Origin of the sequence: Paenibacillus algorifonticola, from assembly GCF_050481745.1 — a bacterium.
GTDB classification, from domain to species: Bacteria; Bacillota; Bacilli; order Paenibacillales; family Paenibacillaceae; genus Pristimantibacillus; species Pristimantibacillus algorifonticola_A.
The window spans coordinates 114,968-137,302 of record NZ_JBCNGR010000003.1; the positions used below are offsets into that span (position 1 = coordinate 114,968).

Consider the following 22,335-nt stretch of genomic DNA (forward strand, 5'->3'; position numbering starts at 1 on the left):
GAGACTTTCAAATGAGAGAGCAGAGTGTAACAAGAATAGAACAAGAGCAGCTGCCTCAAACGATGAAAGCGGCCGTTATGTCGGAGCCGGGTGCAATTGTTTTGCAAGAGCTGCCGATCCCGTCGATTGGGGACAAAGAGGTTTTAGTCAAGGTGATGGCTGTGGGCATATGCGGCTCGGATCTGCATTATTATGAGCATGGCCGAATTGGCCGTTTTATCGTAGAAAAGCCGCTTATTCTCGGACATGAATGTGCAGGAATTATTGCAGCTGTCGGGAATAAGGTAAGCTCTGTCACGGTAGGTACACGGGTCGCTATAGAGCCTGGAACGACATGCGGCCATTGCAGGGCTTGCAAGGAAGGCCGCTATAACCTTTGCCTTGATGTGAGCTTTTTGGCGACGCCTCCTGTTGATGGCGCCTTCGTGCAATATTTGGCGGTTCGGGAGGATATGGTGTTTCCGATTCCCGACCATTTGTCTTATGAGGAGGCTGCGCTTATCGAGCCGTTTTCGGTGGGCATTCACGCGGCGAGGAGAAGCAAGCTCCACCCCGGAGATACCGTAGCGATTATGGGCATGGGCCCGGTAGGGCTCATGGCGGTTGCCGCAGCAAAAGCTTTCGGAGCTGCACAAATCGTTGTAAGCGACATGGAAGAGATCCGATTGCAAGCTGCTTTGAAGATGGGAGCTACCCATGCCATTCATGTCAAAAATGAGGACCCGGTTAACGTCGTGAAGAGTCTGACCGGGGGCAAAGGGGTGGACGTAGCTTGGGAAACAGCGGGCAATTCCCATGCGCTTCGCTCGGCTTTATATTCCTTGCGCCGGGGAGGGAAGCTCGCGATCGTCGGACTGCCTCCGCAGGATGAGACACCGCTGAGCATTACTTTTATCGCGGACAATGAAATTGATTTGTATGGTATTTTCCGCTATGCTAATACCTATCCTAGCGGCCTATCCTTTTTGGCATCTGAATCCATAGATGCGAGCTTTCTCATTACCGATCGCTATCCGCTCGCCAAGACGCAGGAGGCACTAGAGCGTGCTATTCATAACAAGAGCGGCAGCTTGAAGGTAGTCGTTTATCCGAATGAGTAAGCTACTGATGCTGCTGTCGGATGTACAGCTTGAAAGGAGGCCGCGATGAACATTACCATTGGACAAGTAATAAAGGATTTGAAAGCAGGCATAGAGGTTCCTGCTCCAACCGTTGATCAATTGAGCTTTGGGCACGAGCATACCATAGTGAAAGGAATCGTTACAGCCTTTTCGGCCACCCATTCTATTATTGAGCAGGCATCTGCTTTGGGCGCCAATTTAATTGTATCGCATGAAGGCGTATTTTATAGCCACCATGAGGCAGGAGATTGGCTTAGCAATGATGCTGTTGTTGAGGCCAAAGCGGATGCTATTGAAAAAGCAGGTATTGGCATTTTTCGCTTTCATGATTATATGCATGGCTACCAGCCGGACATTGTCTTGATCGGTTTGCTGCGCAAGCTCGGTTGGATGGCAGCCGAAACGCAGCCAGCTGAGGCAATCGTAGATATACCAGCGATGCAACTCACCGAAGTGGCTGAATATTTGAAAAGCAAGCTGAACATTCCCTATGTGCGGGCAGCAGGAGAACCCACGATGCTGTGCAAACGCATAGGTATTCTGGTAGGATATAGAGGCGGCGGAAGCTCAGCGATTCCATTGCTCCAGCAGCAAAATGTGGATTTGATTATAGCTGGAGAAGGACCAGAGTGGGAAACGCCAGAATATATAAGGGATGCGCTGCACCAAGGGCGCAGCAAAGCGTTGATCATGCTTGGCCATGCCGAGAGCGAGGAGCCGGGGATGGAATATTTAGCTGAAATGCTAGCTGAGAAGTATCCGAAGCTTCCGGTTTATTTTTTGGCAGATGCCCCTGTATTTCAAGTATTCTAAACCCATCAATAGGTAGCGCTTTCAAATACTGCTTTGCCGCCAGAGGAAGGCGACAGCCGTTTACGCTTGAAATATAGGAAAGGATATATTTTCGCATCCTTTCTCTATATTTCTACGCGAAACGTAAGCTTTGCCGCCAGAGGAAGGTGACAGCCGTTTACGCTTGAAATATAGGAAAGGATATATTTTCACATCCTTACTCTATATTTCTACGCGAAACGTTAGCTTTGCCGCCAGAAGACGGCGACAGCCGTTTACGCTTGCGATAAAAGAACTCAACCTGCGGAGGCAAAGTATGAAACAGCAGAAGTTTGTTTTTAGCAAAAGCATTGCGTTTAGATGGATCATTTCTTATGCCATTATTATGCTCATCCCTTTAATTGTTAGCGCTGTCGTTTACACCCAAACAAAAAAAGTAGTAGAGTATGAAATCCAGCGTGCTAGCGGTGCGATGCTCAAACAGGTTAAGTATATGGTCGACAGTGAAATCAACCAAGCAGAAAAGCTGGCGATGCTGCTGTCTATTCATAATGACGTCAATTCCTTCCTGAATATGAATCCGGACTCAGAGCAGCAGGGGTCCTTTCAAATTTTTAAAACACAGCAGGAGCTGAGCAAATATAAATCCGCCAACAATTTTATCAAAGGGATTTATTTGTATTCCGGCAGGCTGGGTACGATGCTTACAGATGAAACCTACACGGATTCGGCTCTATTTTACGAGATGAACCGTCAGTCGTTTAACGTCAGCCAGCAGGAATGGCAGCAAATTTTGGATACGCCGATGATCCAGTCGGGGAAGCTGAGGCCTTTTATCCAATTTAAACGGGTCGGAAATACGGTTTTGTTAATTAAGCCATTGTCGAATATAAAGGAAAAGGACACTACGCGAGGCGTTTTATTCATCGCTTTAAATAGCAATACCGTCCAAAAAATGCTGGCCAACGTCGATTGGGTCAATAATGGCGATGTTTACATCGTCGATCAAGCGAACCAAATTATGTTTCAAAATAATAAAATTGAAAGCCCGCCGATTTTTTCTTTTGTAGAGACAGACAATAAAGAAGCGGATTCCTCCTTTTTGACCATTGCCGGAACGGAAAATATGGTGTCCTTTATAGGCTCGGATACGTCTGACTGGAAATATGTAAGCGTTTTCCCTTCGAATACTTTTTGGGAAAAAGCGAGGGAAATTCGCAATTTGAATTTGCTTGGCTTGCTGGTCTGTTTTTTAATTGGCGGGGTAGTCATTTATTATGTTGCCCGCCGAAATTACAACCCTGTTCGCGAGCTGGTCAATGTTTTTTCCTACCCCAAGCAGGAGCGGAGCATGTGGCGGGCAGACGAGTTTTCATTTATTAGGGAAAATGCGCTGGCGACGATTCGCGAGCGGGATGATATGAGCAGCCGCGAATACAAGCAGCTTCGGGTGCTCCAGGCCTACTATTTAACGAGGCTGCTCAAAGGGCAGGCAGAGGAAGGCTTGTCCGCCCAAGAGGCGGCGGGACGTTATCAGTTGAATTGGAGCACGGAGCATTTTGCCGTGCTGCTGTTCGATATTCAGCCAGATGAAGCAAGCGCCACGTCGATGAATTTATCCCATTTTATCGTAACGAATATTATGCTTGATGTGGCTCAGGAATTTCATAGCCTAAGCTTTACCGATATGGATGGCATGCTTGCTGCCGTTATTAACATTCAACCCGAGCGAATTTCTGTCTGGAAAGAGGATATGGAGCAGGCTTTGGTGAAAACGCTGGAATTTACCGATCAGCGCTACCGCTTGCAAATTGTGATGGCGGGGAGCGAGCATGAGGTCGGAGTAGCTGGCATCCATCACGCCTATCTGCAGGCGCTGGAGGCCCAAGAGTACCGATTATTTTCAGAAGAAAATGTGTCGATTTGGTATGGAGATATCGAGCCGCTGGAAGCGGAATATTATTTGTCGATCAACGATGAGCTTGCTTTCATCAACATGATTAAGACGGGGGATCTGGAAAAAGCAACAGAGAAGGTAGATGAAATTTTGAACCAAGTGTTCAGCAGCCAATCCTCTATTGAAATGCTCAAATGTGCGATGATCGATTTGGCAAGCTCCATGATGAAATCCGTTCCGCTTGAAGCGCAGCATGCTCAAATATGGGAAGAATCACGGCCGATGAAACGTCTGCTCGCCTGTACAACGAGGGGGGAGTTCCGGCAGGAGCTGCTGCAAATTTTACAAATGGTGTGCCACAAAATCAATGAAAAGCTATCCTTGCTATCCAATACGGGAATTGGAGAACAGGTGGCGGAGTACGTGGAGAAAAACTTTGACGATATCAATCTCAGCGTATCGATGATTGGGGCCGAATTCGGCATTACCCCGCAATACGTATCACGATTATTTAAAGAGCAGATGGAGCTCGGCTTGCATGACTTCATTAGTCAAACGCGTACTTCAAAGGCGAAATTGCTGCTTCAGCAAGGAGCAAGCATAGAAGAGACCTCGTCTAAGGCAGGCTTCTCCAGCAGCAGCGCCTTCATTCGCGTATTCAAGAAATATGAAGGAATTACACCAGGCAAATATAAAAATCTACAATAACAAAATGAATAGGCAATTTGTAATAAGGCTGCGTACATTCCAGAAAATACGTGCCTTTTTCTTGTTATGGCACTGGATTGAGCATATTGAGCATTGTTTCGGCAGACTGCTGCTGCTTATAGTTAAGAGGTAAGTCGAGCAGAGCAGAGCTAAAACATACAAACGGAGGTCTTTATTTTGGCAAAATGGTTTAATAAAAAAACGGTATGCAAGCCTGTCATTTTTCTACTCAGTCTCTCCATGCTAATGGCCGGTTGCAGCCTTTCAAGCTCTAGCAGCAATAATGAAAGCACTATTAATTCGAAGTCGAATTCGAATAATCAATCAGGAGGAGCCTTTTCTTATCCGATGCAAGGAAATGCAGAGCTCTCTTTTATGAATGAGCAGCTGGGCAGTACACCAGAAGCGATGCCGATTGATGAAGAGTACGAGAAACGGACGGGGGTTAAAATCAAGCATTTGGGCGGAACGCCGATGACGGATCAAAAGTTCAGCCTGCTGCTCGCCTCGGGAGAGCTTCCTGATATTTTTCTAAATACTTGGCTTCAATATCCCGGCGGGCCAGATCGAGCTGTGGAGCAGGGGTATATATTAAAGCTGAATGATTTAATTGACCAGTATGCGCCGAATTTAAAGAAAGTGCTTCAGGAAAATCCCGACATCGACAAAATGATCAAGACAGATGACGGCACGTATTATGCTTTCCCGTTCATTCGTTCAGATGCTGGCCGTGTATATGGCGGACCTATTATCCGTAAAGATTGGCTCGACGAGCTGAACTTGGACATTCCCGAGACGATTGAGGAATGGCATACCGTATTGACGGCGTTCAAAGAGAAGAAAAAGGCCAGCTCGCCTGTCACGTTCCGGTCGATGTTTCTGGGCGAACGCACGGGCGGTTTTGCCGGCGCGTTTGGTGTAATGGGCAACTTCTATATGAATGATGGAAAAGTGACGTACGGCTATTTGGAGCCGCAATATAAAGAATATTTAAGAACGATGAGCCAGTGGTACAAGGAAGGGCTCATTGACAAGGACTTTGCTTCCATCGATGCGGCAACCGTTGATAAAAAAATGTCCTCCGGCAGCAGCGGTGCAACAATCGGTTGGCAGTTCTACATTGAAAAATACAATGCTGCCGCTCAGGAGACCGATCCGAAGGCGAACTTCGTGGCTGTCCCTTATCCAGCAGCGGCAAAAGGCGAGCTTCCAGAGTTTGGCCAGCTGGACAATGCTTATGCAGGCACGAGCTCGGCGGCTATTTCCGCTACGACGGCAAATGTAGAAGCGGCCATCCGCTGGCTGGATTACGCCTATTCCGCTGAAGGAAGCATGCTGAACACCTATGGCCTGGAAGGGGTCACGTATAAGCTGGAAAACGGCAAGCCTGTCTATACGGATTTGGTTGTGAACAATCCGAATGGACTTGGCAGCGACCAAGTGATGCTGCAATATTCACATGGCACCAACTTCCCGATGATTCAGCAGGATAATAATCTGCCAGCGAAATATGAGCAGACGACGGAAGCGCTCGGCATTTGGGAAAAAACAAATCATGAGAGCCATCTGCTGCCACCAGTGACGCCAACGGCCGAGGAAGCGGATGAAATGAGCAGCATTATGAATGATATTAACGCTTTAGTTAAAGAAGCAGAGCTGAAAATTATTTTAGGAAATGAGACTGCCGACAGCTACGATAAATATGTTCAGCAAATGAAGGATTTAGGCATTGAAAGAGCGCTGGAAATTCAGCAAGCTGCCTATGAGCGTTATCTGCAACGTTAAAGCGATGCCATAAACGATCAATCGCTTTGCTATTAAATGAGCTCAAAAGCTCGATTTTTCGGCGCATTACCCAGACGATTACGTACATGCCCCATTTTATTACACTCGTTGTGGTAGCAGGCATTATCCGTTATTTTACGCTTTCAGATGGACTCATTAATGATGTGATTGCTTTTTTTGGCGGAGAACGTTTTTCGTTTCTGCAGCAGCCTGGAGCTTTCCGTCCTATTTATATCACCAGTGAAATTTGGCAGCCATTTCTGGCATAGACCAGCAGCAATATGAAGCGGCTAAAATAGACGGAGCGTCCAAGCTGCAGCAAATAAGGCATATTACTTTGCTCGGGATGCTTCCAACGATCATGATTATGCTTATATTAGCCCTCGGAAATATTATGAATGTTGCTTTCGAGAAAATCATTCTCCTTTATAGCGCAAGCATTTACGAGACAGCTGATGTCATTTCGACCTACGTTTACCGAAAAGGGATACTCGAATTCAACTACGGGTACAGCGCTGCCGTAGGCTTGTTTAATTTGGTCATTAACTTTGGAATATTGCTCCTGGCCAATTATTTCAGCAAACGGGTCAGTAAAAACAGTCTTTGGTAAGGAGTTGATCATATGACTAAAATCTCATGGGGCGAGCGTGTTTTTGACGGAATAAATGTGCTCGTTATGCTTATTTTAATTGTCATTACCTTGTATCCGATGCTTTATATTATATTTTCTTCGCTCAGTGAAGGAAATCGACTCCTTTCACACACGGGTCTCTTATTGTGGCCGCAAGGCTTTTCACTGGAAGGCTAAAAAGCGGTATTAAGCAATCCAACGATTATGAATGGCTTCCGAAATACACTGTTTGTCCTGATCGTAGGCTTGGCGATTAATATGACGCTAACTTCGTTGGGAGCCTATTTCCTCTCGCGCGAAGGCGTCCTGCTGCAAAAGCTGATCATGTTTTTTATCGTATTTACGATGTTTTTCCAAGGAGGCCTTGTGCCGTTCTTCCTCATTGTAAAATCGTACGGCTTGCTAGATTCGCTGTGGGCGCTGATTTTGCCTACGGCGATGAGCACCTTCAACTTGATCATTATGCGTACCTACTTTATGGCGATTCCTAAAGAGATCGAGGAGTCGGCGTTTCTAGACGGCGCAGGGCATTTTACGATTTTGTTCAAAATATTCCTTCCATTGTCGATGCCGGTTGTTGCGGTGCTAATCTTGTATTATGGCGTCGGCCACTGGAACAGCTGGTTTAATGCGATGATCTTCCTGCGGGATCAGGATCTATTCCCGATTCAGCTCGTCGTCCGCAACATTATATTGGAAAATGACAGTGCAAATATGATTGGAACGACGACGCTCGTCCAAAGCCGGGATGTGGCTGAAACACTGAAATACGCTACGATTATTGTGACGACGGCACCTATTTTATTATTGTATCCGTTCCCGCAAAAATATTTTGTCAAAGGGGTTATGGTTGGCGCGTTGAAGGGGTAAGTAAGCTTTCAATATGGTCTGGAAAATAAAGAGCGTTAAAACAGGGTTGCCTATACGGATACAGGTAGCTCTGTTTTTCTATTATTAAGGAATTTGCATTATTGGTAGACATAATTTATTGAGAAGAAAGGGGGAGCCACGAAATCAGTTAACATTTTGGTGAAAAAGGTGTGCAAATCGTTTACCACATTAATAAAATTTGGTATCCTTATCCATGTGATGAATCCTTTGTAAAAGATGGTTAATATCTCGCCTAACCTTTCCGAAGGGTTATTACGCAGGGATAAAGAAATAAGGAACGTTTTGATATTTGTGAAATTACTTATACATGAGCTAGAAAGCAGTTTTAGATAATTTTACTGCATCAGACAAATTAAAAGGAGCTATTTATGGAAAATAAAATTAATGATTTACTGTCCGACAATAAACTAAGCTCAAAGAAGGAGCTTGTATCTATCCTTATAGATAGAGCTGAGAAAAAACAGAGCAATCAAGCATTCTACAATATATTTCAACATTTTCTTATTGAATCAAAGGTAACCTTAGCAGGCACCTTTATGATGGTAGGACCTAAGAGAGGATTATCTTGTTTTATTTCGGAATTTCTATCTGTTTGTGTTACGGACAATAATTATGAGAAGCAGATTCAGTTATTAAAGGGGCTGTTAAATGATTTAAATGACCTTCATGAATCAAAAAAACCATTGCTTAAGATGACAGTTGCTCAGAGCCTGCTTCAATTGACTAATCAATTCGGATTAAGGCGTTTTTTAGCTTATAATAGCAAGGGAAAACCGCTCCATTTTTACTTTGTTCCATATGGAAATAAAAATATGAATGCAAGTTACTCCCCTTATTTTAACGCAATAGTTATTTATAAAAATGCTCTCGACAGTAAATCTAGTCCAGAGTATATCTTTATGCATGAATTAGGACATGTTTTTCAGATGTATATGACGAAGGATTCTACTAAGGTACCAGTTTCATTTAAGGAAGCAACAAAAGGAATGTTTGAGCAATGTTCAGATGAAGTAATGGTAGAGGTTTTTGTAGATTGTTTTTCTGTAGCCATCATGGAAGGAACAACTTTTGAAGATAAAAATCCTTTCTGCTCTATTTTTTTGAAAGAGCATCAAATTATACTAAAAGATTATTTCTCAAAGATCTTGATTGAGAAATAATCTTGATATGAGGGAATGTAAGTAATAATTAAGGGGGTATGTGTCATGCGCAATTTTTTAGGTTTAATATTGTTGCTGCTGATTTTATCAGGTTGCTCATCAAGTTCAAACAATTCAATTCCAGCGCCTAGTATTGCGATGGAACCGAGCATAGATGCAACCTTTACACCATCGACAATACCGAACGAAATCATTTCAGAAACCGAAGATCCTGTTTTAATAGAAGCGGTGGTTCCCACTGAGAAACCTGATGCAACAGAGAGTCGGTGGCATCACTATATAAATGCCCGATATGGCTACAGCATCTCTTATCCAAGTGAGTGGGAAACTGGAGAAGAAGCTCATAATGGTGACGGCAAGATTCTCTATATTGGTAATCCCGATGTGGATATTAGAGTGTATGGTGGTTTTTATATTGAAGGAGTTACTGATACCCTTCCTGAGGATCTAGATATTCAGTGGATTACACTAGATAATGGTTTGGATGCCCAGTTGCTTGTTGGTTATGAGGATGATAAATATGTCATGCATTTGATTCATTATGATGAAGATTACACAATGGAGTATCATTTTTATTCAAAAGTGTCTAAGAGTTTTTTTGAAAAGAATGAAAAGGTATTGTTAAAAGCAGCCAAGAGTTTAGAATTGCTTTAATACATTGGGGTCAAACCTAGGGATGGATGTATCCAAAAGTTTAGAAGAATATAATATTGGTTATAAATATTTAAAGCATCGATTAGATATCGTGAAAACGGCATCTATTTCGATGCTTTTTTGTTTAATCACAACAACTGAATCTTAAATTTCATGAAACAATTAATTGTTTGGCTAATCCTCAGGACATGTCCCTAGTTTTCTAGCAAGCTCATCTTTCCCTGTTAGCACCTCAGTCATAATGCCTGCTCCAAGCCGAAATCCGTATGTAAAGGTTGAGGTAAGCTCCATTGTATGTGTTTGAGCATACAAGTCCAGTAGCTCTTCCAGCTTTGCAAATTCTTCCTCGGAATGTTGTTTCCTCCACGTTTCTAATGCTTCAGATATTTTTTGATTCATTTGTAAATATGTAGCATCCCTCAATATTCTTTTTTCAATGGGACGCAGATCACCATGATAAAGTTCTTCTAAAAGGCTTCTCATATTATTCCTCCTTAGAACAAGATAAAACTTCCAATTGATACGCATATGAGTACCGAATTTGAAATTATTATATGGTACGTTAATGCGTATAGTCAAGAAGAGTTTATAGGATGATGGTGATTAAGAATGGCTAAGAGAGTAGTTGTGAAAATAGAGAAGTTAACCAAGGGTCGTAAAATCTCCCTTCGTGAATTGTCGCGTTTATCCGATGTTCGCCATGCTGCATTAAGCGAGCTGGCTAATGGGAAGCGTGAGAGCATTAGCTTTGCCCATATTGAGCGAATTGCGGAAGCACTGAACATCAGAGACATTCGCGAGATTATTGATATAATTGACACAGAGGAATAATGCCGTAGTATTAGGGATATTCCAATTTATTAAATCGCTTCCGCTGGAGCGGTTTTTTATTTTGAAAAAAGGAATGGTATAAATGATGATGGCGTTGGGTGAAAAAAAATGTATACATTATCTAAATTTTATAGTCTAAGCATCGATTATCTCCTTGGACAAACAGACATTGCGCAGCTAAATGAGGGGAAACAGCCATGAGCACATTATTCAAACGGCTATATCAACTGCTAAGCAATAAGGATCGCAATCAGCAGGAGGATTATTTTACAGAGATTTTGGCGGAAGTGTTTGAAAAAGAAGGGCTGCTGCAAGATTTCCTATATCAACTAACAACGATTAACGTGGCTTCAGCGAATATATATGAAATCACCACTCAGAAAACATATGGGAAGCATATCGACCATGTAACCGATAGTAGGCCCGACATGATGATACGTTTTGCAGAGGGCAAGCAATCTCATATTATTTTTATGGAAAATAAGCTGGGTACAGGCGAGGGTGATCAGCAGTTGAAGCGTTATGCAGATCATTTGCGCGATTATGAAGCTGATGGCTGCCGCACGCATCTCATTTACATAACGAAAGCTTACGACCCCAAGCGAGAGATCGATATTTTACAAAATGGTAATCAGGCGACCTTTCATCAAATCCGGTGGTTTCAAGTTTATAACTGGCTGAAAACGCAGCGACGCGCGTTTATTGATATGATTTTAGAGTATATGGAGGAGATCGGGTTGAATGACAGCAGGCGTTTCCTGCCGCAGGATATGTATGCAATTCAAAACATGGAGCGACTCGTACGAATGATGGACGCATGTCTGGATGGGCCAGTGGAGCATACCATAACTAAGCTTTTTAATCGCTCAACCTCATGGACAAACCGTTTTGCACAATTGAAAGATTCATATCGCTATATGAAACAAAATGACCAAGGAAATTTCAGTGCGATTAACTATGGATTTCATCAGTCGGATGAGGAGTACCCGATTATTTCCATTATGTTTCAAGTGAATCCTAAATGTCCTAATCGAACAGCCTTTATACAAGCGATGAAAGCTTTTTTAGCGAAAAATGAAGGCTGGTCATCGCAAGATATCGATGATCATACCGCATGGTCAATGATTCATTATGATAAAAGCCTGCTGCAATTTTTATCCACAGATGATCATATCGAAAGTATTCAAGCATTTTTCATTGAACGGTTGAATGAGCTGTACAAGCTAAAGCGGCAAACTCCGGAATTGGAGTGGAAATCCAAAGGTAACGGAGCTGCTGAATAACGGAAATTACTTTGCGAACTTATACCGATTTCATAAAAATCGCCGCGCCATGGGACAAATTCGGCTGGAACCGAAGCTCAACTTTTAACGGGGTCGACGTTATTAAGTGGATTTCTGCCAGCCGCTGCTGCTCAGCTTGGCGTAGCACGTCGGTGTGATTTTTGCCCAAAATGAACTCGCATTGCTGGTCTTTCTTCGTAACGATGGCCCCGTCAAAAATCGTACTATACTTCGCTATCCATTCCTCAAGCCCAGATACATTTATGACCAACCAAAATTTTTGTGTTTGCTTGAGAAGCGGCAAGGTTTAGGTCACGCAACAAAGCCCTGATGGCCAAAAGACAATGTTTGCTTGCGATCAGGGCCTTCTACATACATGGCTGCAAACTGCGCTTTGTATTTTTAAACTGCACGCTTTCCCGCTTGCAGCGCCGGCTTCGCCGCAGAATCCTGCTTTGGCGTCTTCAACAAATTGCCGACCAAATATTTTCCGAATGAGAAACGATTGAGCAGGTTGGCGATCACAAGGCTGACGGCAATGCTCCCGACATAACAAACAACAAACGAAACGGCGAAATTTGTTTTCGGCAAAAACTGGAGCAGCAGCTTCATGACGATCATGTGCAATAAGTAGAGGCTGAACGAATATTTACTGATGAGCATAATGAATCTCGGCACGGAGCGGGTTTTACCTGATAGATAGAGGATCAGCCCAATCATTGCGATCGTATAGAGCATCATATCGGGGCGTTTCGAGGATATAATGGTGAAAATGCCCTGCTGCTGAAAGCCCATTACGGCAATGAAGCAGACGGGGATGATCGCAAACAGCCAGACGCCTTGTCTGCTAATATATTGCTTCACCTGTTCAAAATGCCTTCCAGCATAATACGCCAAGGTAAAATAAAAAATCCAGCCAACGGCGAGCAGCCAGTAGCCTCTTTCCCAAATGTATGTAGTGACAGCGGATGAGCTTGGGGCTGATGTCGCGCTGAAATATGCCAAATAACCGAAGTTCAGCACAAACGAAGTGACTATAACCGTTTGCGGTTTAAGCTTGCTGGCATAACGATTAAAGAGAAAGTGGAGAATATGAATTTGGAATAGCAATAAGATGAACCAAAGAACGAAATCGCCTAGAAAAATATTTTTGACCGCTTCGATGGAATAGGCGGCAAACGTAAAGGCGCCATTTTGAGCCGTATCAAAAATAGCAAAAATGAAGCTCATAAACAGAAACGGAATAAGCAAAAAGAGCGCTCTTTTTTGAAAAAAGCCTTGTGGCGGTTTGCCGTGATACGTTTTGGCATTCAGAAATTCAGATATAAATACAAATGTCCCGGTGCCAAATAAAATGGCCATTTGAAAAATTTTGAGCAAATAGAAGGCGATGCCTTCCTGCCCGCTGAAATACAGCGCCAAATTATTGCCCAAAGCGTGGTTTAAAATGACAAATAAGCAGGCAATTGCTCGCAGCCAATAAATTTCACTAACCAATTCCTTTTTAATCGGACTCACCCACTCCTCTTTATTTGATACAAATTGTATCATGTGAAAAAGGAAGTTTCAATGCGAATATCGGCGTGGCATTGCTTATTTTTTGCTATATATGAATACTAACTATGATCCACACTAGTCCTTGTTAATTGAAACCCCTATCCAAATCAGATATAGTATGGATATATTTAGCCGCTTGGAAAACAGGGTGTTTTTCAACTCAAATGAATTCGTTATTATAGTTAAGCTAGTTAAAGGAGTGAGGGAATGAATTTCCAGCGAATCAATGATTTAAAGCAGGAACTCGATAGCCTAAGGCCCTTACCTTCCGCGGCCGTCCGGAATTTAGAGGAGGTTTACCGAGTAGAGTGGACCTACAATTCAAATGCAATTGAGGGAAATACGTTGACGCTCTTGGAAACGAAGCTGGTGCTGGAGGAAGGTCTAACCATTGGTGGTAAAAAGCTCCGAGAGCATTTTGAAGTTATTAATCATTCAGAAGCGATTAGTTATGTACAGGATATCGTGCATAATAATATGGTTATATCGGAATCAGTGATTAAATCTATTCATCATTTAGTATTGAAAAATATTGACGACGAAAATGCGGGACGTTACCGCTCCATTAATGTTCGAATATCTGGATCGCAGCACATACCACCGACTTATGTATTTGTGCCTGAAAAAATGGAAAGTTTGCTGCACTGGTATCACGAGCAGCATAACCGTCTGCATCCTGTTGAATTAGCAGCCGGGCTCCATTTTCAATTCGTTTATATCCATCCGTTTGCAGATGGCAATGGGCATACGGCTCGTTTATTAATGAATTTGGTTTTAATGCAGCATGGATTTCCTCCTGCCATTGTAAAAGCAGCCGCAGATGCAAGGTTGAAATATTATGAGACGTTGGAAGAAGCCAGCAGCAATGACCAGTTGGAGCCTTTCATCGCCTTAATTGCAGATTCCGTGGAGGATAGTTTAAGAACATACATTTCTTCGGTGAAATAAACTTTTTCATTTATTTTTGAAATTGCCACAGCACCACAAACTATGGTAAATTAAAAACACTAACGTAAAGGGAGGTGAGGTAGGTGAATCACGAATGGGTCAATAACCGTATTAGCCAGCTGCCGATTGCTATGGCTGGCATTGTTCATGCATTTTCCGCGAACGGGATCAGTCTGTCCATTTTTAACGATACGGATATACCATTCGCGAGAAGACGCCTACCTTAACCACAACGGATTGCTTTGCCATTCGAAGGGTCGCGGGCTTATTGCTGCGGCTCTTTTTGAATTATAGGAAAGTATGTGATGTTTCTATCCTTTCTCTATAATTTTCGGAATGAAACGCGCTGCGTCGCCAGAGGATGGCTTTCGGCCGTTTCACCTTGAATTCTAAGCATTTATAAGTTTCATCCTTATATTCGCTTAGAATTCTAAGGCAAAGCTCTTCGCTCGTCCTAGAAGGACGACGAAGTCGTTTTTGCTTGTGTTTTCAAGCTAGGGTCTTCCTCATCAAATAGGAGGCTCTTCAAATGATTATTGTAAATGTACAACAAATAAAGAAATACCACGCGGCAAATCTGGTGCTGGATGGCGTAACGCTTCAGCTTCAGGAGGGAGAGAAAGTAGGGCTCATAGGCCGCAATGGCAGTGGCAAATCAACGCTTCTCCGGCTTATTGCCGGACATGAGCAGGTTGACGATGGGATGCTGACTGTAAAGAGGGATTTGCAAATCGGCTACTTGCCACAAATTCCTGAGGCGTTCGAGTCGCTTACTGTATACGAGGTAATGGCCTACGGATTTCGGGAGCTGATGGCCTGCAGGCAGGATATGTCGGAGTTGGAGCGTGAGATGGCGGGGGAAGAAGCGGCAAATGATGCTGTGAAAATGGAGAGGCTATTGAAGATATACGCCCTTGCGCAGGAAAAATTCGAGCAGGGCGGCGGCTACGACATGGATACGGCGATTGATCAGGTTGCTAGCGGCCTGCACATTGATCGCAGCTGCGATCAGCGGAGCTTCGCCAGCTTGTCGGGCGGCGAGAAAACCCGTATCGTTCTGGCTTCACAGCTCGTCGTCCGTCCGGCCTTGCTGCTGCTGGATGAGCCAACGAACCACCTGGATCTCAAAGGGATTGAATGGTTGGAGCAGTTCATTCAGCAATATGAAGGCGCTTGTGTCATCGTATCGCATGACCGTTATTTTCTCGATGCCGTTGGCACGAAGATGATTGAGCTGGAGGATGGCGAAGCCCACACCTATCACTGCAACTATAGCGGTTATTTGAAAGAGAAGGAGGAGCGGCTACTCCAGCAATTCGCCCAATTCCAAGAGCAGCAGAAAGCCATTCGAAAAATGAAAGAAACGATTCGCCAGCTGGAAGAATGGGGACGCATTGGCGGCAATGAGAAGTTTTTCAAGCGTGCGGCGTCGATCCGCAAGGCACTAGAGCGGATGGAAACGGTGAAGCGCCCGGTTTTGGAGCGGAATACAGCGGAGTTCGGGCTGTCGCCACTTGACCGTTCAGGACGCAATGTCATTTCGTTTGAAGGTTTGACGAAGCAATTCGGTGAACGAGTCATTTTACGGGATGCAGAGGGCGGCTTGCTATATGGCGAGAAAGTCGTGCTGCTTGGCGATAACGGCTCTGGGAAAACGACGCTGTTTAAGCTGCTGCTAGGCATGATAGAAGCGGACAGCGGGCAAGTGGCGCAGGGAACTCGATTGGAAATCGGATATTTGGCACAGCAGGAGCCGTTAAAGGGCAATAAGCAAACGGTGCTGGAGCATTTCCGGCTGGAGGGCGGCTTGGAGGAAGGCGAAGCACGGAATGTGCTGGCTAAATATTTATTTTATGGGGCGGACGTATTTAAGTCGCTCACAGCGCTTTCTGGTGGAGAATGGTCACGGCTGCGGCTCGCGCTGCTCGTAAGACGCAAGCCCAATTTGCTGCTGCTCGATGAGCCGACCAACCACCTGGATGTTGCATCACGCGAAGCATTGGAGGAGGCGTTGGAGGATTTCCCCGGCACGGTGCTTGCGATCTCGCATGACCGCTATTTCATCAATCGTTTGGCTAAGCGGGTATGGGAGCTGGAGCAAGGAAAGGTCGCCACTTATCTGGGCAACTATGATGATTTTAAGGCGAAGCGGGAGGAACGGCTTGCTCAAGCAAACTTAACCGCAAAAGAAGCAGCAGGAACAGCTAAAGGTGCAGTCATGGAAAACTTAAGCTCAAATGAAAGTCCGGCACCTGCTGAAAGCAAACTGGAGCTTATGGAGCAGGAGATAGCTAAGCTTGAAGCCGAAATTGCAATAGCTGATGCCGAGCTGGAACGATTGGATCGCATGGACGACATGGAAAATCTTGAGAAGCAATGGAGGGAACGCGAAGCGCTGCAAGCGAGGCTGGATCAGCATTTGGAGCAGTGGCTGGAGCTGTCGAGCTAGCTCATATTTGGAAATTTTTCAAAAAAGTTGTCACCAATGGGGCCCAAAACAATACTCTATATAGACGAATGACTATATAAAAAACGGAGGTTTTGTTATGGATCGTACAGATCGTGCATTTGTTCCTGGTGGTGGCTTTGGTGGTGGGTTCGGTCGTCCTTTCTTTCGTCCGTTCCCTCATCCTTTTTTTCCTAACCGTTTCCTGTTCCCGTTTTTCTTCTTTTCACCATTTTTGTTCCCTTTCTTCAGAGAAGGCAACTCGGACGACATGATTTACGCTCAGCACCAGGCCCAGCATGGGGAGACGCTAGCGGCAGTTTGCCATAAATACAACGTTCCTCATGCGATTATGGAGGAAGCCAATCCTCATATTAACCCGGCTCAATTAAAAGCAGGAGAAATGGTATACATTCCGCGAATTTCTAATATGATGTGTCAAAAGACATATTCGGAGATGGCGGCTGGCGGCCAGCAAACTCAGCCCATGATGTATCACGGGCAGCATTCCTAATCTTTACTTGAAAATAGAAATAAGCCGCCGATCACTGTGATCTCGCGGCTTATTTCTATGATCTATAAATATTCAGGCGATAAACATTATAATTTTTTGGAAAGCTATGCTTACATAAGGTGTTATTATTCAAGGAATTGGTGTAAAATAGCTAATAGAATAAACCGAATTTAATAGTAAGGGGGCTTGTTTTATGGATACGATTCGTTCGTCGCAGCTGTTACTGCCGAAAGTTTTTCGGGTCTTATTTCTTTCTCTGCTCGTATCGCTGGTCGGCTTCTTAATCGGTCAGGTCGTTCCTCCTGTACTGGCTATGCCGCTGTACATAGTGGAAATTGGACTCCTGATTGCACTGCTCTTTTTACGAAAAAAGAAATCGATCGGCTATACGCTGATGTACAGCTTTATGTTCGTATCCGGCCTGACGATGTATTTCGTCATTGTCAGCTATATTAGCATGCTGGGCGCTTCGCTGGTATTGCAAGGCCTTGGCGTTGCGATTCTTGCATTTGGCGGTACGGCGCTTTACGCGATTAAGTCAAAGCAGGATTTTTCATTCCTCGGCGGCTTCTTGTTTGCTTCAACGATTGTACTTGTACTGATGACGCTCGTTGGCTTATTCCTGCCGTTCTCGGGAACGACAGAGCTGATGGTATCCGGCTTCGGTATTTTGATCTTCATCGGTTGGACGCTGTTTGACTTCTCGCGCCTTACCCGCCAAGGCTTTAGCGATGACGACATTCCGATGATCGTCGTGAGCATTTATCTTGACTTCGTTAATCTGTTCCTGTTCATTCTGCGATTCCTTGGTGCTAGCCGAGACTAAGGACCTGTTTTTTAAGGAAGAGCGATCAGCGCTGCTGGTCGCTCTTTTTGAAAATACAGGATAGGATAGGATGGTTTCATCCCGTCTTTATATTTCTCGGACTGAAACGCACCGCGCCGCCAAAGAACGGCGACAGCCGTTTCACTTTATTTGATTCTGTCGCCTTGGTGGACAGGAGAAGCATTTTTCGATTTAATAGAAGGATGGACGTTAGGTAAAGGTGGTAAGAACAAGCTAATGGCGAAATCAAAATATTATGTCGTTTGGGTAGGCAAGCAAGCAGGCGTATTCGCAACATGGAAGGAATGTCAGGAGCAGGTGAATGGCGTTCAGGATGCGAAATATAAGTCCTTTGAATCCAAGGCGCTGGCAGATGCCGCTTTCAAGGAGGGCTGGCGCAGCCATTGGGGCAAGTGGAAAAGCACAGCAGGCGGCGCAAGCAGCAGCTCGGGCGGTTTTAAGAAATCGGCTTCCAAGCCGCAAGAGTCTGGAGAAATCGATTACGACAGCATCTCTGTAGATGTTGGTACGCGGGGCAATCCCGGTCCAGTGGAATACAAGGGTGTCGATACGCAGACAGGTGAAATTTTATTTTATGTAGGGCCGATTCCGAATGGAACGAACAATCTCGGTGAATTCATCGCCGTTGTGCATGCACTCGCCTATTTAAAGCAGAAGGGCAGCGAGAGAACGGTATACAGCGACTCCAGAACAGCGCTCAGCTGGCTGCGTAATAAGAAGGTCGCATCGACCCTCGTGAGAGACGCCTCTACAGCAAAAATTTGGGCGCTGACAGACGAAGCGGAGAAATGGCTCAAGACGAACACCTATCCGAATAAAGTGCTCAAATGGAACACTGAGGAATGGGGAGAAATTAAAGCGGATTTTGGAAGAAAATAACGTTATACATAGAGAGGGGACTACGCGGTGTTTCAGCAGTTGAACAATGATTGGGCAGCTAAGCTGCAATCTGAATTTGAACAGCCCTACTTCAAGAAATTGGAAGTTTTCTTGACGGAGCAATACAGCACCAAAACCGTTTATCCGAAGCAGGAGGATGTGTTTAATGCGCTTAATTACACCTCTTATGAAGGAACGCGGGTCGTTATTTTAGGCCAGGACCCTTATCATGGAGAAGGCCAGGCGCATGGCCTAAGCTTCTCCGTGCAGCCGGGAGTTGCGGTGCCAAGGTCGCTGGGCAACATATACAAGGAGCTTCATGCAGACTTGGGCTGCCCGATTCCAGCTCATGGCTCGCTGCGAGCTTGGGCAGAGCAGGGGGTGCTGCTGCTAAATACAGTGCTGACCGTGGAAGCGGCCGCAGCCAACTCGCATAAGAAGAAGGGCTGGGAAACCTTCACAGACCGGATCATTACTGTGCTTAATGAACGCGAGCGTCCGGTCGTATTCATTTTATGGGGAAATCCCGCCCAGAAGAAGCTGGAGCTTATTGACACGGACAAGCATAAAATTATTACATCTGTCCATCCTAGCCCATTGTCCGCCCGTGGCGGATTTTTCGGCAGCAAACCGTTCTCGCAAGCAAATGGTTATTTGAACGAGCTGGGAGAGCGCGAAATCGATTGGAGCATACCGGCATTATAATTTTTCAAGCTGTATAGCGACATCAATGCATAAACCAAAAGCCGCTGAACTTGCGTAATGGCTTACGCGTAGTTCAGCGGCTTTTTATAATGGCTTTAGCTGGAGCTCTTCAGCTTCAATTTTTAGGAAGCGACAGACGTGTTGCTGAGCGCAGGAGCAGCAGTGGAACTGCCTTGAAAGGCAACAGTGGCTGCTGGAAGGACTGGCTTGAATTTGGCATCCACATAAGTCGTAACCTGTACTTCTGTAATAACCTGAGGATACATTTGATCGGGTTTAGGCTCCGTGCGCTCTAACTTAATAGTGGCTTGGTCGCCATCAAACGTGATTCCGGAAATTTGAATGCCATAGCCTGGGTGAGGCACCGTTGCTGTTACCGTCACTTTATTGACTTCAGCATTGACTGGCGTAACGGTCAATCTTGCATCTGTGAAGGGGTTATCCGTTGGCTCAGTTCCCGTAACAGGTGCTTCGTTTTCCTTCACTTCTTTCATAAAAGCAATTCCATCATGCAGCCATGCTGCAGCGTCACTGCGTTTAATGGAAGCCGTTGGGTAAAAATTTTGTTTTGCGTCAAGCGTTGCGATTTTGCTGAGGATCAGCTTTTGGATATTGCTCATGAAATCCGGATTTACATCGGCCTCATCATTAAGCATCACATACATTTCAATCATGGCATAAGTCACTTTATTGTCAATCGCTTTGAACAAATGCTGCGCGAATTGCTCGCGAGTCATTACGTCATTTGCTTTCACATCTTTAGCTACACCAAGATCGTAGAAATGGGCGATGATGAAAGCTTGGGAGTACCATTTGTCATCTTTAATATTCGTATAGTAGTCGGCTGCCAGCGGCTGTTTAATGAAACGAATATGATCGAAGTTAAGCTCAAGTCCTTTGACGATCATGGAGATGCCCTCGGCATAAGTCAGTTTGCCCTGCGGGCGGAAATTGCCTTCTTTGTCCCCGGAAATAATGCCTTGCTGCTGGAGCGCTTCGATTTTTTTGGCATTCGGGTCATTCTTCACATCGTTGAAGGCCCAGGCGCTTTGTCCGATCGTGAGCATCATCATGGTTAAAATAAGTGTTAACAGTAGTGGTTTCTTCTTCATTTCCAGTCACCTCATTATAATTTTTGCTGCCTTATATGATTCCAGACGTTGCTATTTCTTTTATTGTTGCAGAACGAAGCAAAATCAATTCATTTGTTCGCTTATAGACTAATTAACAATCACTCTATTTTCTGTCCAACATGAAAAACGGGAAGGATTGACCTTCCCGCTCCATACTTGCCTATCCCTATACTTTAATATCTAGTAGGCTGCCGACATTTGGATTTACACTGAGCTCCATCATTTTGATAAGCCCTTGTGCCTGCACTTGCATCTGGTCTTGGCCAATATCCAGCATGCGAACCGATACAGCCGTGCCGAGTGATGCTTGACTAAGTGACGTTGATAATGCTGCTATATCCATTATTCACCACCTCCACCTTTATTATCGGCAAGCATGGCGGAGGGATGAATACAATTAGGCAAAAAAAATAACCCGCATCGCTGCGGGTCACAACAATATATGTCGAAAAGAGAGTAAAGTCAGTATGCGCCTTGTACCTTAAAAAGAAATGAAACGAAGCTGATTTTTAGCTTAATCCTGTTTTTCATGATTGAAATCGCCATTAAGCGCGTCTTTAAGAAAAAAAAGAACCCGCCGGAAGGCGAGTTGTCAAGGATAAACTATATAAATAGTGGGGGGTCATGTGATTAGTATAGGCAGCCAACCTTAAAATAAAATGAATGACAACTGATAACAACATTAAATTTATATTTATATTTAAAGGCCATCTGATGATCCCATTGTGTCCGGGAAGCCTTGGCGTTGGAAAATTAAAAAAGAAGCGGCGGCACCCGTCCGTCGAGGCAAATACCCATTTTGCCTGAAAACCCAACCCTTATTGGCTTTTGACCATATGATGCTGTGTACCTTAAAAAAAGGAGATGAGCAACGAAATGGGATATGAAGTAGGAAATGTAGGAGTAGGTCCAGGATACGGTGGCTGCGGAAATAAAGTCGGTGGTGCCTTCACAAGCCCAGGCGCTATTCTTGTACTGTTCATTCTATTGGTTATCATCATTTGCTCCTGTTTATATTAATAAAAACGACTTAGCTCAATCCTGACCTAATCAGTATTTCCTTAACCATGCGTTCTAAGTTAAAAATAGAGAAGAAGCGACCCCTTGCCATGTTATGGCAGGGGGATGTTTTTTTGCCTAATTTCATAATCTCCATGACAAATGCTTTGAAGAAAGGGTATGATTTAAAGATGGGTTGAAAAAGGCATGAGTTAAACGAAGGTCATGTACTAAAACATAGAATGGAGACGGAAGTAATGGCAAAGAAACCAAAGCGCCCGACAAGGGATGAGTTTGAATTAGAGGAGCTCGGGGAGCGCCTGGTTGAAGCATATCAGGAAGGGCTTGAGCTGCTTTTTGAGGTGTGGAACTGGGAAGAGCCCGTGTCAGGACTCATTGTAAAAATGGATTCCCGTACGAGGCTGGTACATGTCTCGAAAGGTGAAGAGATTACCAAAATACCGTTCATGGATATTATGAAGGTGAACAACAACGCAGGCTAGCCGCAGCTGCGGTCGCTTTTTGTTTTTGACGAATAAAGTCTAGTATTGTTG

General features: G+C 44.5%; 21 protein-coding genes and 2 pseudogenes. 18 read left to right on the plus strand and 5 right to left on the minus strand.

Features of this window, described 5'->3' with window-relative positions; all coding sequences use genetic code 11:
* Positions 1-11 precede the first annotated feature (11 nt).
* The 8 genes and pseudogenes from ABEW34_RS01675 (at position 12) to ABEW34_RS01710 (ending at position 9,639) form a co-directional block, all read left to right on the plus strand.
* Entirely contained in the window at positions 12-1,100 is a 1,089-nt protein-coding gene (locus tag ABEW34_RS01675; protein WP_430154291.1) for an NAD(P)-dependent alcohol dehydrogenase, read from the plus strand.
* A 45-nt stretch (positions 1,101-1,145) separates the two neighbouring features.
* Entirely contained in the window at positions 1,146-1,934 is a 789-nt protein-coding gene (locus ABEW34_RS01680) for a Nif3-like dinuclear metal center hexameric protein (protein ID WP_430154293.1), read from the plus strand.
* 295 nt (positions 1,935-2,229) lie between these two features.
* A complete protein-coding gene (locus ABEW34_RS01685; protein ID WP_430154295.1) occupies positions 2,230-4,518 on the plus strand; it encodes a helix-turn-helix domain-containing protein in 2,289 nt (762 codons plus the stop codon).
* A gap of 240 nt (positions 4,519-4,758) precedes the next feature.
* Positions 4,759-6,303 (plus strand): extracellular solute-binding protein, encoded by a 1,545-nt coding sequence (locus ABEW34_RS01690; protein ID WP_430154597.1) that lies wholly within the window; start codon positions 4,759-4,761, stop codon positions 6,301-6,303.
* 20 nt (positions 6,304-6,323) lie between these two features.
* Positions 6,324-6,913, plus strand: a pseudogene (locus ABEW34_RS01695) (ABC transporter permease subunit); the annotation flags it as partial.
* Positions 6,914-6,925: 12 nt separating this feature from the next.
* Positions 6,926-7,804, plus strand: a pseudogene (locus tag ABEW34_RS01700) (carbohydrate ABC transporter permease).
* A gap of 389 nt (positions 7,805-8,193) precedes the next feature.
* Positions 8,194-8,985, plus strand: a complete 792-nt coding sequence (locus ABEW34_RS01705; protein ID WP_430154296.1) for a hypothetical protein — start codon at positions 8,194-8,196, stop codon at positions 8,983-8,985.
* Positions 8,986-9,030: 45 nt separating this feature from the next.
* Entirely contained in the window at positions 9,031-9,639 is a 609-nt protein-coding gene (locus tag ABEW34_RS01710; RefSeq protein ID WP_430154298.1) for a hypothetical protein, read from the plus strand.
* A 174-nt stretch (positions 9,640-9,813) separates the two neighbouring features.
* On the opposite strand, the gene ABEW34_RS01715 is transcribed toward ABEW34_RS01710, so the two are convergent.
* Positions 9,814-10,122, minus strand: coding sequence for a DUF6809 family protein (locus ABEW34_RS01715; protein WP_430154300.1), 309 nt, complete (start codon positions 10,120-10,122; stop codon positions 9,814-9,816).
* A gap of 126 nt (positions 10,123-10,248) precedes the next feature.
* On the opposite strand from ABEW34_RS01715, the gene ABEW34_RS01720 reads away from it, so the two are divergent.
* A complete protein-coding gene (locus ABEW34_RS01720; RefSeq protein WP_430154302.1) occupies positions 10,249-10,470 on the plus strand; it encodes a helix-turn-helix domain-containing protein in 222 nt (73 codons plus the stop codon).
* A gap of 197 nt (positions 10,471-10,667) precedes the next feature.
* Complete coding sequence (locus ABEW34_RS01725; RefSeq protein ID WP_430154304.1) at positions 10,668-11,753, plus strand: PD-(D/E)XK nuclease family protein; 1,086 nt, start codon at positions 10,668-10,670, stop codon at positions 11,751-11,753.
* 19 nt (positions 11,754-11,772) lie between these two features.
* Here the strand turns inward: ABEW34_RS01725 and ABEW34_RS01730 are convergent, their stop codons facing one another.
* Positions 11,773-12,024, minus strand: coding sequence for a hypothetical protein (locus ABEW34_RS01730; protein WP_430154306.1), 252 nt, complete (start codon positions 12,022-12,024; stop codon positions 11,773-11,775).
* 131 nt (positions 12,025-12,155) lie between these two features.
* Positions 12,156-13,271 (minus strand): acyltransferase family protein, encoded by a 1,116-nt coding sequence (locus ABEW34_RS01735; protein ID WP_430154308.1) that lies wholly within the window; start codon positions 13,269-13,271, stop codon positions 12,156-12,158.
* Between the two features lie 246 nt (positions 13,272-13,517).
* On the opposite strand from ABEW34_RS01735, the gene ABEW34_RS01740 reads away from it, so the two are divergent.
* From ABEW34_RS01740 to ABEW34_RS01770, 7 genes are all read left to right on the plus strand, one after another.
* Positions 13,518-14,258: a Fic family protein gene (locus ABEW34_RS01740; protein WP_430154309.1), complete on the plus strand. Its 741-nt coding sequence runs from the start codon at positions 13,518-13,520 to the stop codon at positions 14,256-14,258.
* A gap of 83 nt (positions 14,259-14,341) precedes the next feature.
* Positions 14,342-14,485, plus strand: coding sequence for an RAxF-45 family protein (locus tag ABEW34_RS01745; RefSeq protein ID WP_430154311.1), 144 nt, complete (start codon positions 14,342-14,344; stop codon positions 14,483-14,485).
* Positions 14,486-14,787: 302 nt separating this feature from the next.
* A complete protein-coding gene (abc-f, locus tag ABEW34_RS01750) occupies positions 14,788-16,707 on the plus strand; it encodes a ribosomal protection-like ABC-F family protein (RefSeq protein ID WP_430154313.1) in 1,920 nt (639 codons plus the stop codon).
* 97 nt (positions 16,708-16,804) lie between these two features.
* Positions 16,805-17,218: a LysM peptidoglycan-binding domain-containing protein gene (locus ABEW34_RS01755; RefSeq protein WP_430154315.1), complete on the plus strand. Its 414-nt coding sequence runs from the start codon at positions 16,805-16,807 to the stop codon at positions 17,216-17,218.
* Between the two features lie 193 nt (positions 17,219-17,411).
* Positions 17,412-18,044 carry a Bax inhibitor-1/YccA family protein gene (locus tag ABEW34_RS01760; RefSeq protein WP_430154316.1) on the plus strand — a complete coding sequence of 211 codons (633 nt, stop codon included), beginning with the start codon at positions 17,412-17,414 and terminating at the stop codon, positions 18,042-18,044.
* A 237-nt stretch (positions 18,045-18,281) separates the two neighbouring features.
* Complete coding sequence (gene rnhA, locus ABEW34_RS01765) at positions 18,282-18,944, plus strand: ribonuclease H (protein ID WP_430154318.1); 663 nt, start codon at positions 18,282-18,284, stop codon at positions 18,942-18,944.
* A gap of 27 nt (positions 18,945-18,971) precedes the next feature.
* Entirely contained in the window at positions 18,972-19,649 is a 678-nt protein-coding gene (locus ABEW34_RS01770) for a uracil-DNA glycosylase (RefSeq protein ID WP_430154319.1), read from the plus strand.
* A 122-nt stretch (positions 19,650-19,771) separates the two neighbouring features.
* Here the strand turns inward: ABEW34_RS01770 and ABEW34_RS01775 are convergent, their stop codons facing one another.
* Together ABEW34_RS01775 and ABEW34_RS01780 are read right to left on the minus strand one after the other, a co-directional pair.
* The gene (locus ABEW34_RS01775) at positions 19,772-20,761 is read right to left on the minus strand and encodes an S-layer homology domain-containing protein (protein ID WP_430154321.1); all 990 of its coding nucleotides are present in this window, start codon (positions 20,759-20,761) and stop codon (positions 19,772-19,774) included.
* A 187-nt stretch (positions 20,762-20,948) separates the two neighbouring features.
* Positions 20,949-21,125 carry a YjfB family protein gene (locus ABEW34_RS01780; protein WP_081418938.1) on the minus strand — a complete coding sequence of 59 codons (177 nt, stop codon included), beginning with the start codon at positions 21,123-21,125 and terminating at the stop codon, positions 20,949-20,951.
* A 913-nt stretch (positions 21,126-22,038) separates the two neighbouring features.
* On the opposite strand from ABEW34_RS01780, the gene ABEW34_RS01785 reads away from it, so the two are divergent.
* Entirely contained in the window at positions 22,039-22,284 is a 246-nt protein-coding gene (locus tag ABEW34_RS01785) for a YolD-like family protein (protein WP_430154323.1), read from the plus strand.
* Positions 22,285-22,335: the final 51 nt, after the last annotated feature.